The organism is Streptococcus danieliae (assembly GCF_025447695.1).
GTDB lineage: Bacteria > Bacillota > Bacilli > Lactobacillales > Streptococcaceae > Streptococcus > Streptococcus danieliae.
On the sequence record NZ_JAOBSU010000170.1, the window covers coordinates 1 to 1865 of the forward strand.

At 44.5% G+C, this 1865-nt stretch carries 1 protein-coding gene; it reads left to right on the forward strand.

Going from position 1 to position 1865, the window contains the following annotated elements; all coding sequences use genetic code 11:
- Positions 1 to 262 precede the first annotated feature (262 nt).
- Entirely contained in the window at positions 263 to 1396 is a 1134-nt protein-coding gene (locus N4310_RS08320) for a carbohydrate-binding domain-containing protein (protein ID WP_262092806.1), read from the forward strand.
- Positions 1397 to 1865 lie beyond the last annotated feature (469 nt).

The following is a 1865-nucleotide window of genomic DNA, read 5'->3' on the forward strand; positions in this document are numbered from 1 at the left end:
ATATGGTGTAAAGGCACGCTTCGCTTAAAGCCTTGACACCAATCCCTATTTCTCTTGTTATCCAACTAGGCTCAAAAAGGAAATTCTTACAATTCCTTGTCCGATTAATACACACTTTCAAACTCTGCTTTGGAGTTTACACAAAATTCTTGACACACCCCTCTTATTTTTCCTTTTAGGCTTCTTTAAGCTAAGTTTAAAGGAATTTTTAGTTTTTATTTTTATACTTATTCGGAAATAAAAAAAGAAAAAGGTAGCTATCATGAAGAAAAAGCCAATCCTAACCGCTACAGTTGCTTTCCTAACCATGGCCAGCTTAGCAGCTTGTAGCATGCCTGGTAGCCAAACACAAGCGACAACAGGCCAGGTCATTAAACAGAACACCACCACATCTTCCATCAACTGGGATGAACTTCCTAGTAAAGAGGTCACCTTGGACGACAAAGGCCTGACCATTACCGAAGCTGGAACCTACATCCTCAAGGGTGAAACCACTGCAGGTGTAACAGTTAAAGCCTCTGGTGATGTCCGACTAATTCTAGCCGGTGCCACCATCTCTGCCAACGATAGACCAGCCATCCATATCGAAAAAGCCAACACAGCCCAGTTGGAACTCCAAGATGGAACCACCAACACCGTCAAGGATAGCAGTACTCACAGCAAGGAAGACCTGGACGGAGCCATCCATGCTGAAACCGATCTGATTGTGGCCGGCCAAGGAAATCTGATGGTTGAAGCCAACTACCAAGACGGCATTGTCTCAACTGGCAATCTCTCCATTGAAAATGAAATCCTGCAAGTCGTTGCCAGCGATGATGGCATTCGTGGCCGCGATAGCGTTACCATCAACAGTGGAAATATCAGTATCAATGCCCAAGGTGATGGGATTAAATCCAACAATGATGAGAACAGCAGCAAGGGTAATGTCACCATCAACAACGGAGACATCTCCATATCTGCTAGCGATGATGGCATCAAGGCGGAATCAAGCCTCGTTATCAACGATGGAAATATCTCTGTTGCCCAAAGCATGGAAGGCCTTGAAGGAACCAACGTTACCATCAACGGTGGAACCGTCGATGTCACTGCCAACGATGACGGCATTAACGCCGCTAGCGATGCTGCAGGTGCCGATATCTTCATCAAGGTGACAGGCGGCCACATCGAAGTTCAAGTTGGCCCAGGGGACACCGATGCCTTCGACTCCAACGGCAAGCTCGAAATCAGCGGTGGCCACATCGACATCAGCGCCCAGTCAGCCTTTGACGTCGACGGTCAAATCAACTTCTCCGGCGGAACCATCACCGTCAATGGCGAAATCATGACCGAAATCGTCCATACTGGACCTGGTGCCCCTGGAGACATGCCGCCTGGGGGAATGCCACCTGGTCAGTAAACTAGACGCAACTAACCATCGCTGCAGTGAATCTCCCAAAAAGACGGCCGGAATTGACTCGATGAGCTACCAAACAGAAGAACGGAGAATGTTCTGCATATAGCGATCAGCTACTGCATCAAAGCTATTTTATGAATACTAAATAAAGAGGCTAGATTTTTGTCCTAGCCTCTTTATTTAACCTAATGAAAATCAAAACCTGAATACTTGGAGAAGACAAAAAGGTGACTAGGAAAGCCGACGAAAGTAATTCAAGAAGGCTTGACAAGGTCAGAATCTGAAATTCAATGAATATTAAATTTCATAGGGGATCTTAACAGAAGCATTTTAGAACGATTCAAATCTCCTTAGAATTATCTGACAAATCTCCTTTTGTGCTATAATGACATTATACCCGAATTATTCATAGATAACTAAAAAAACTTCTAGAAACCCTGATAGATCAATGTTTCTAGAAGTTTTTGATTTT